This is a genomic window from Candidatus Kosakonia sp. 282A-S69, assembly GCF_029433855.1.
GTDB lineage: Bacteria > Pseudomonadota > Gammaproteobacteria > Enterobacterales > Enterobacteriaceae > Kosakonia > Kosakonia cowanii_A.
Genome location: NZ_JAROAU010000003.1, coordinates 554,317 through 563,050, shown reverse-complemented (window position 1 = coordinate 563,050; position 8,734 = coordinate 554,317). Strand labels below are relative to the sequence as shown.

General features: G+C 56.5%; 8 protein-coding genes and 2 tRNA genes. All 10 read right to left on the bottom strand.

Features of this window, described 5'->3' with window-relative positions; all coding sequences use genetic code 11:
• Nucleotides 1–2 precede the first annotated feature (2 nt).
• Nucleotides 3–76 (bottom strand) — tRNA-Arg (locus PU683_RS08335).
• A 4-nt stretch (nucleotides 77–80) separates the two neighbouring features.
• Nucleotides 81–173, bottom strand: a tRNA-Ser gene (locus tag PU683_RS08330).
• Between the two features lie 337 nt (nucleotides 174–510).
• Nucleotides 511–696 carry a carbon storage regulator CsrA gene (gene csrA, locus PU683_RS08325; protein WP_023480680.1) on the bottom strand — a complete coding sequence of 62 codons (186 nt, stop codon included), beginning with the start codon at nucleotides 694–696 and terminating at the stop codon, nucleotides 511–513.
• 238 nt (nucleotides 697–934) lie between these two features.
• Nucleotides 935–3,565, bottom strand: coding sequence for an alanine--tRNA ligase (alaS, locus tag PU683_RS08320; protein ID WP_277171062.1), 2,631 nt, complete (start codon nucleotides 3,563–3,565; stop codon nucleotides 935–937).
• 130 nt (nucleotides 3,566–3,695) lie between these two features.
• Nucleotides 3,696–4,211, bottom strand: coding sequence for a recombination regulator RecX (gene recX / locus PU683_RS08315; RefSeq protein ID WP_277171061.1), 516 nt, complete (start codon nucleotides 4,209–4,211; stop codon nucleotides 3,696–3,698).
• 67 nt (nucleotides 4,212–4,278) lie between these two features.
• Complete coding sequence (gene recA / locus PU683_RS08310) at nucleotides 4,279–5,343, bottom strand: recombinase RecA (protein ID WP_277171060.1); 1,065 nt, start codon at nucleotides 5,341–5,343, stop codon at nucleotides 4,279–4,281.
• A 90-nt stretch (nucleotides 5,344–5,433) separates the two neighbouring features.
• Nucleotides 5,434–5,931, bottom strand: coding sequence for a nicotinamide-nucleotide amidase (pncC, locus tag PU683_RS08305; RefSeq protein ID WP_023480601.1), 498 nt, complete (start codon nucleotides 5,929–5,931; stop codon nucleotides 5,434–5,436).
• Between the two features lie 185 nt (nucleotides 5,932–6,116).
• Nucleotides 6,117–6,995 carry a metal ABC transporter substrate-binding protein gene (locus PU683_RS08300; protein WP_277171059.1) on the bottom strand — a complete coding sequence of 293 codons (879 nt, stop codon included), beginning with the start codon at nucleotides 6,993–6,995 and terminating at the stop codon, nucleotides 6,117–6,119.
• Between the two features lie 11 nt (nucleotides 6,996–7,006).
• Complete coding sequence (locus PU683_RS08295; protein WP_277171058.1) at nucleotides 7,007–7,870, bottom strand: metal ABC transporter permease; 864 nt, start codon at nucleotides 7,868–7,870, stop codon at nucleotides 7,007–7,009.
• Nucleotides 7,867–8,529, bottom strand: a complete 663-nt coding sequence (locus PU683_RS08290) for a metal ABC transporter ATP-binding protein (RefSeq protein ID WP_277171057.1) — start codon at nucleotides 8,527–8,529, stop codon at nucleotides 7,867–7,869. Before PU683_RS08290 ends, PU683_RS08295 begins: the two co-directional genes overlap by 4 nt.
• Between the last annotated feature and the right edge of the window lie 205 nt (nucleotides 8,530–8,734).

Here is an 8,734-nt window from a genome sequence, read left to right as displayed (position 1 = left end):
GGTGCATCCGGGAGGATTCGAACCTCCGACCGCTCGGTTCGTAGCCGAGTACTCTATCCAGCTGAGCTACGGATGCAAAATGGCGGTGAGGCGGGGATTCGAACCCCGGATGCAGCTTTTGACCGCATACTCCCTTAGCAGGGGAGCGCCTTCAGCCTCTCGGCCACCTCACCACACGCCTCTTACGAGTGCTTCGAAGAGTTCGTTAAGAGCTCATCGTCGCTGCGTGGCGCACATATTACTTTCTGGGACTTATAAGTCAAACAATTTTTCCCAGCCCTGAATCGTTTGCACACTTCGCAGGCAATTAGGCGTTAAAAAGGGCAAAAAGGATGTTTTCTCAGCAAAAATTCACTGCCCCGTCGGCATGAGATTACTTCTGGGTGGCAAACAAAAATGGCGCAGGAACAGAGCGAATGCAGTAAATCTGCAATAAAAATGAGACAGAAAAGCGGGAGAATCGACGGGAGGGTTGCGTCTCGCCGGACAACCGCGAGACGCATAATGGCATCAGAAATTGGACTGCTGGGATTTTTCAGCCTGGATACGCTGGTAGATCTCTTCTCGGTGGACCGATACTTCTTTGGGGGCGTTTACGCCAATGCGTACCTGGTTACCCTTAACCCCTAATACAGTCACAGTGACCTCATCCCCAATCATGAGGGTTTCACCAACTCGACGAGTCAGAATCAGCATTCTTTGCTCCTTGAAAGATTAAAAGAGTCGGGTCTCTCTGTATCCCGGCATTATCCGTCATACAACGCCAAAACATAAGCGATGACAAACCCATAACATGCAAGTAGCCATGGCATTACATTCTGTAGACGTAAGTTTAGCCGATATACACAACTTCAACCTGACTTTCTCGTTATCAATAGCGTAGTGGCAACAAAGCCATAACCCCAAGGTTATGGCTTGTGCATTCGCTTTGTAATTATGACAGTTTAGCGCTTACCCAATCTTTAACACTGGCAAGAGCAGCAGGCAGTGCAGTCGCATCGGTACCACCAGCTTGCGCCATGTCCGGACGTCCACCGCCTTTGCCCCCAACCTGTTGGGCGACCATTCCTACCAGTTCCCCTGCTTTGACACGGTCAGTCACATCCTTAGAGACGCCCGCGATGAGAGAAACTTTACCTTCAACAACAGTGGCAAGAACGATAACCGAAGCGCCGAGTTGGTTCTTCAGGTCGTCCACCATGGTACGCAGCATCTTCGGCTCGACACCTTCCAGCCCGCTCACCAGCAGCTTAACGCCGTTGATCTCCATTGCGTTACCGGAGAGGTTTGCGCTCTCTTGCGCTGCCGCCTGTGCTTTAAGCTGCTGCAACTCTTTTTCCAGTTGACGCGTACGTTCAATCACTGAACGCACTTTGTCGCCGAGATTCTGGCTGTCGCCTTTCAGCAACTGAGCAATATCCTGCAACTGATCGTTCTGCGCATGCAGGCTGGTAATCGCCGCTTCGCCAGTGACGGCTTCGATACGACGTACGCCCGCCGCGGTGCCGGATTCAGACACAATGCGGAACAGACCAATATCACCCGTGCGAGAAGCGTGCGTGCCGCCGCAAAGCTCGGTGGAGAAATCCCCCATCTGCAGCACGCGGACGCGATCTTCATACTTCTCGCCAAACAGCGCCATCGCGCCGTTCGCTTTCGCCGCTTCGAGATCCATGATGTTGGTTTCGATCGGCAGGTTGCGACGAATTTGCGCATTCACCATATCTTCCACCGCACGGATTTCCGCCGGCTTCATGGCTTCGAAATGGGAGAAGTCAAAGCGCAGCGCTTTATCATTCACCAGAGACCCTTTCTGCGCGACATGCGTACCGAGCACGCTACGCAGTGCGGCATGCATCAGGTGGGTGGCAGAGTGGTTAAGACGGATACGCGCGCGGCGCGCTTCGTCAACTTCCGCTTTCACACCGTCGCCCACTTTCAGCGAACCGCTGCTGAGCTTGCCGATATGACCAATCGCCTGACCATACTTCTGCGCATCCTGGACGGCGAAAGTAAAGCCGTTACCTTTCAGTTCGCCTTTATCGCCAACCTGGCCGCCCGACTCGGCATAGAACGGGGTTTCGTCAAGCACCACTACAGCGTCCTGGCCAGCTGCAATCGACTCAACCTGTTTGCCATCGACAAACAGGGCAGTCACTTTACCGCTCAGCTCAAGCTGGTCGTAGCCTTTAAATTCCGTTGCGCTATCAACGCGGATCATTGCGTTGTAGTCGGCTCCAAAACCGCTGGACTCGCGCGCACGGCGGCGCTGCTCTTCCATCGCCGCTTCAAAGCCAGCTTCATCGACTTTCAAATTGCGCTCACGGCACACGTCCGCGGTCAGATCGACCGGAAAACCGTAGGTGTCGTACAGGCGGAAGGCAGTTTCGCCATCCAGCGTGTCGCCCTGCAGTTTGGAAAGCTCTTCATCCAGCAGCGCCAGACCGCGCTCCAGCGTACGTGCAAATTGCTCTTCTTCGGTTTTCAGAACCTGCTCAACCTGCGCCTGCTGGCGCTGCAGATCTTCCCCGGCGGAACCCATCACTTCAATCAGCGGGCCAACCAGTTTATAGAAGAAGGTCTCCTTCGCGCCAAGCATGTTGCCGTGGCGAATCGCGCGACGAATGATGCGACGCAGCACATAGCCGCGGTTCTCATTCGACGGGATCACACCATCCGCAATCAGGAAAGCGCAAGAGCGGATGTGGTCAGCGATAACACGCAGAGATTTGTTGCTCAGATCCGTTGCGCCGGTCACTTTCGCCACTTGCTGAATCAGCTTCGCGAAGAGATCGATTTCATAGTTCGAGTTCACATGCTGCAGCACGGCCGCAACGCGCTCCAGGCCCATACCGGTGTCCACGGAGGGTTTCGGCAGCGGCTCCATGGTGCCGTCGGCCTGGCGGTTGAACTGCATAAAGACGATGTTCCAGATCTCAATATAGCGATCGCCATCCTCTTCCGGGCTGCCCGGCGGGCCACCCCAGATGTGGTCGCCGTGATCGTAGAAGATTTCGGTGCAGGGGCCACACGGACCGGTGTCACCCATCTGCCAGAAGTTGTCAGACGCGTACGCTGCGCCTTTGTTATCCCCGATACGAATAATACGTTCGCGCGGGATACCGACCTCTTTTTCCCAAATTTCGTACGCTTCGTCGTCAGTTTCGTATACCGTCACCCACAGACGCTCTTTCGGCAGGTTGAACCAGTTTTCACCGGTCAGCAGTTCCCACGCGTATTGAATAGCATCATGTTTGAAGTAGTCGCCGAAGCTAAAGTTGCCCAGCATTTCAAAGAAGGTGTGATGACGTGCGGTGTAACCGACGTTTTCCAGGTCGTTGTGTTTACCACCGGCACGCACGCAGCGCTGTGCCGTGGTTGCGCGGGAATAATTACGTTTGTCGAGCCCAAGGAAAACGTCCTTGAACTGGTTCATCCCGGCGTTAGTAAACAGCAGAGTCGGGTCGTTATTCGGTACCAGGGAGCTGCTGGCAACTACCTGGTGTCCCTTACTATGGAAAAAATCGAGAAACGCCTGACGGATCTCAGCGGTGCTCTTGCTCATAATTATCCTGAAATCAAGCTAACGAAATGTGGTAGCGGGCCATCGCCATCGCATGGCAGACGCACCCGCTACTGGAAAAAGTGGGAATAAGATAAGTTTTCTTTAGTGGGAAGTAAAATCCCGTATGCGCTCAGTCGGCAAAATTTCGCCATATTTCCTGAATATCTTCTTGCATAAAGCCGCGATAGAGCAGAAAGCGTTGCACTTTCACTTTTGCCGCAAATTCAGTGGGCAACGGCTCGCCATATTTGCGCTGCGCCTGATCGCGGGCGCTGCTTACCCAGTCAATCTCGCATTCGCGCATAGCGTGTTCGCTGGTTTCCCGGGCAATGCCTTTCTGGTTCAGCTCCTGGCGAATACGCACCGGGCCATACCCTTTGCGCGCGCGGCTGGCGATAAACTGCCGGACAAAACGGCTATCGTCGAGAAAACTATGCTCTGTGCACCACGCCACGACCTGATCGATCTCTTCCGGCGTAGCGTCTACCGCTTCCGGGCCCTTCTTCGTCATGATGGGCGCGGCGAGCTTGCGGCGAAACTCAAGTTCGCTGTGGTCGCGCATCGCCAGAATTCGCATGGCGCGATCGCGTAAACGTGCCATGGCGCTGCGGCGGGAGGTGTTATCGGAAGACGTGTTATCGGACATCGTAAAATCCTGTCACCATAAAAACAAAAAGGGCTGCATCAGCAGCCCTTGATTACGGATAACGTTATCAGAAATCTTCGTGAGTTTCTTCAACGCCCGCGTCTTTGTCGTCAACGGTGAACTCCGGCGTGGAGGTCTGGTTGCTGAGCAGGATTTCGCGCAGCTTCTTCTCGATCTCTTTCGCAGCAGCCGGGTTCTCTTTCAGCCAGGAGGTCGCGTTCGCTTTACCCTGACCAATCTTATCGCCATTGTAGCTGTACCAGGCGCCCGCTTTTTCAATCAGCTTCTCTTTCACGCCCAGGTCGACCAGTTCGCCGTAGAAGTTGATACCTTCGCCGTAGAGGATCTGGAACTCAGCCTGTTTAAACGGTGCCGCGATTTTGTTTTTCACAACCTTCACGCGGGTTTCGCTGCCGACAACCACATCGCCCTCTTTCACCGCACCGATACGGCGGATGTCGAGACGAACGGAAGCGTAAAACTTCAGCGCGTTACCACCGGTGGTGGTTTCCGGGTTACCGAACATCACACCAATCTTCATACGGATCTGGTTGATGAAAATAAGCAGCGTGTTGGACTGCTTCAGGTTACCGGCCAGTTTACGCATCGCCTGGCTCATCATACGTGCCGCGAGGCCCATGTGAGAGTCACCGATTTCGCCTTCGATTTCCGCTTTCGGCGTCAGCGCCGCAACGGAGTCGACCACCAGCACGTCAACGGCGCCGGAGCGCGCCAGCGCGTCACAGATTTCCAGCGCCTGCTCGCCGGTATCCGGCTGGGAGCAGAGCAGGTTATCAATATCAACGCCCAGTTTGCGGGCATACACTGGATCCAGCGCGTGTTCCGCATCAATAAACGCACAGGTTTTACCTTCGCGCTGCGCGGCAGCGATAACCTGCAGGGTCAGGGTCGTTTTACCGGACGACTCAGGCCCATAAATTTCGACGATACGGCCCATTGGCAGACCGCCCGCGCCCAGCGCGATGTCGAGAGAGAGTGAGCCGGTAGAGATAGTCTCTACATCCATGGAGCGGTCTTCACCCAGACGCATGATGGAGCCTTTACCGAATTGCTTTTCGATCTGACCCAGTGCAGCTGCAAGCGCCTTTTGTTTGTTTTCGTCGATAGCCATTATTACTCCTGTCATGCAGAGTGAAGCGCGTTACGCCCCGTGGTGAATAACTGTTTTGTTGCGGCAATTATACTGTATAGTCATACAGTATCAAGCCTTTTGTAGAAAATGTTGCCAGAGGGTCGTAAGGGCATAGGCCGTCGCCTGACGACGCACCGATTCACGGTCTCCCTGGAAGCATTCGCGCCGCGTGATCCCTTCTCCGTTGACGCAGGCGAGACCAAACCAGACGGTGCCGACAGGCTTACTTTCGCTGCCGCCATCCGGCCCGGCGATGCCGCTAATCGAAATCGCATAGTCGGCGCGCGCTGCTTTCAGGGCACCTATCGCCATCTCGACCACCACCGGCTCGCTGACAGCGCCGTGCGCGTCCAGCGTCTCGCTTTTCACGCCGATCATTTGCGCTTTCGCCTCATTACTGTAGGTCACAAACCCGCGTTCAAACCAGGCGGAGCTGCCTGCGATATCGGTAATCACTTTCGCAACCCAACCGCCAGTGCAGGATTCAGCGGTAGTCAGCGTCGCGCCGCGCGCCTTCAGCGCCAGCCCGATGCGTTCGCTGAGCTGCATTAATTCACTGTCCGTCATGATGGCTCCCATGCCTCCATTAAACCGTGGCGTGAAAGATAGCACTTTCCCGTCAAATATGGGGATGGGATGGCAATTTTACGAGGCGACTTCCGAAAAAAGCAGTGTGATATACCGGGAAAGTGGTGAAGAGAAGCCCGGTAAGCCGTAGCGTCACCGGGTATTTACCGTTATACGCGCCAAAATTACTTCATGCTATTGGCGATAGTCTCCACGTTGTGGCGAAAAGCTTTCTGATAGGTATCCGCCACGCCCCCTTTCGCGCTCAGCGCTTCGGGATAGAGCTCGCCGCCCGGCTGCGCGCCGGTAGCGTTAGCGATCTGTTTTACCAGCCGCGGGTCGAGCTGGTTCTCCATAAACCACACTTTCACGCCATCAGTTTTTATTTGTTTGATAAGTGCCGCCACCTGCGACGCATTGGCCTCGCTTTCCGATGAGATCCCCTGCGGCGCCATAAACTCAACGCCGTAGGCGCGGGCAAAGTAGCCGAAGGCGTCATGGCTGGTGAGCACTTTACGTTTCGCCTGCGGAATAGCGCTAAAGCGCGCTTTCGCCCAGCTATCCATCTCCTTCAACTGCTCAATATAGCGCTGGCCAGAGGCGTTAAGCGCCGCCTCATCCGCCGGATCGGCTTTCACCAGTGCCCTGAGAATATTTTGTGCATAAAGCGCACCATTCGCCGCACTGTTCCATGCGTGTGGATCGGTGACCGTTGCTCCATCCTCCTCCAGCGTATGGGTTTGCACACCGTTAGACGCGACCACCAGTTGGCCTTTGAAACCGGAGGCTTTCACTAACCTGTCCAGCCACCCCTCCAGACCAAGACCATTGACCACCACCACATCCGCGTTATTAAGCAGCGCGCTATCTTTTGCCGAAGGCTCAAAGGTGTGCGGATCGCCATCTGGCCCCACCAGCGAGGTCACGTTGACATGTTCTCCCCCCACCTGACGGGTGATATCACCCAATATCGAAAAGCTGGTTACCACGTTAATGGTTTTCGCCACTGCGCCCTGCGCCATCAAACCGAGCGCCAGCGCCAGCATCATGCCTGTACGTTTCATTATTTTCCCCTTTATGTAAAAAGCGCGCGCAGGCTGTTTGCCAGCCCGCTGCGCGTGCCGAATAAGATGGATAAAAAGAAGATAAGGCTGGCGGTGAGCACAATCGCCGGGCCGGCAGGCAGCCCCGCCAGCCACGACAGGCTCAAGCCGAGCCAGGCGCAGAGCGCGCCAATCGCCGCAGCCAGCAGTAATAACCGCGGTAACGTTCGCGCCCAGCAGCGCGCCGCCACGGCGGGCAGCATCATTACGCCCACCGCCATCAGCGTGCCGAGCACCTGAAAACCGGCCACCAGGTTGAGCACCAGCAGCGCCAGAAAGAGCCCGTGCAGCACGCCCGGCAAGCGCGGTGCGTTGACCTGTAAAAAGGCGCTATCGAAGGCTTCGCTCACCAGCCCGCGATAACAGGCGGCAAGGGTAATCAGCGTCAGGCTGGAAACGCCTGCGACAAACAGCGCCGCGTCACGATCCACCGCGAGAATTGAGCCGAACAGCAAGTGCAGCAGATCGACATTCGACCCGCGCAGTGACACCAGCGTTACGCCGAGCGCCAGTGAACCAAGGTAGAAACCGGCGAAGCTGGCATCCTCTTTCAGCGGCGTCCGGCGGCTAACCCACCCCGCTACCAGCGCGACGCTAATCCCGGCGATAAACCCGCCGATACTCATCGCCAGCAGCGACATGCCGCTCAGCAAGTAGCCCACCGCCACGCCGGGCAGGATGGCGTGGGATAGTGCATCACCCATCAGGCTCATGCGCCGCAGCAGCAGAAAAATCCCAAGTGCCGTCGTGCTGACAGAGAGCGCGAGGCAGACCACCAGCGCGCGGCGCATAAACCCATAGTCGATGAAGGGCTGGAAAAAGAGGTGCCAGATCATGCGCAACTCTCCTCAAGGTTCAGCGTCGCCCCCCACTGCGCCCGCTTCTCATCCAGCCGTAGCGTCTGCGGAAAGTAGCGCGTCACGCGCGCGCTGTCGTGCAGCACCGCCAGCAGGGTCTGCCCGGCGCGGTGCATATCGACCATCTGCTCCATCAGCAGCTGCGACGTCGCTTCATCAATGCCGGTAAAGGGTTCGTCGAGCATTACCAGCGGCGCGTTCTGCACCCAGATGCGGGCAAACAGCATGCGCTGAAACTGCCCACCCGAGAGGGTGTCGATGGTCTCGCCAGCCATCTCCGCAAGCCCGACACGCTCCAGCCCTTGCGCCACGCGTTTGCGCGCATCGCGGTTCAGGCCACCAAACAGAGAGACGCGCGGCCAGCAGCCCATGCTCACCACCTCCTGCACCGTCAGGGGAAATTGTGACTCCAGCGCGTGACGCTGGGCCAGCCAGCCGATAGTCGGCCTCGCCCCCTGCCAGCGCAGCACGCCGCTGACCGGCGGCAAAAATCCCGCCAGGGTTTTCAGTAATGTCGATTTACCGCAGCCGTTAGCACCGACGATCGCTGTCATGCTGCCGCGCGCCAGCATGCCGCATAGGGACGGGGTGATCGCCAGCCGCTCATAGCCCGCCACCAGATGGTCAAGTTCAATCATGGCAGCGCAACCGCCCAGTCAGTCAGTAACCAAAGCAGCAGCAGCACGCCTGCTGCCAGCAGCAGCCGGGTTGCGCCGGAAAGGGAGAAAAGGGTTACGGGAATCATTCACACACCTCATATGTTATAACGTAACAATAAGCTGTAGTGATAATGATGTAAATCGTGGAGCGTAGCGGGAGTGCGTCGAAATGTTTCAATCCCCT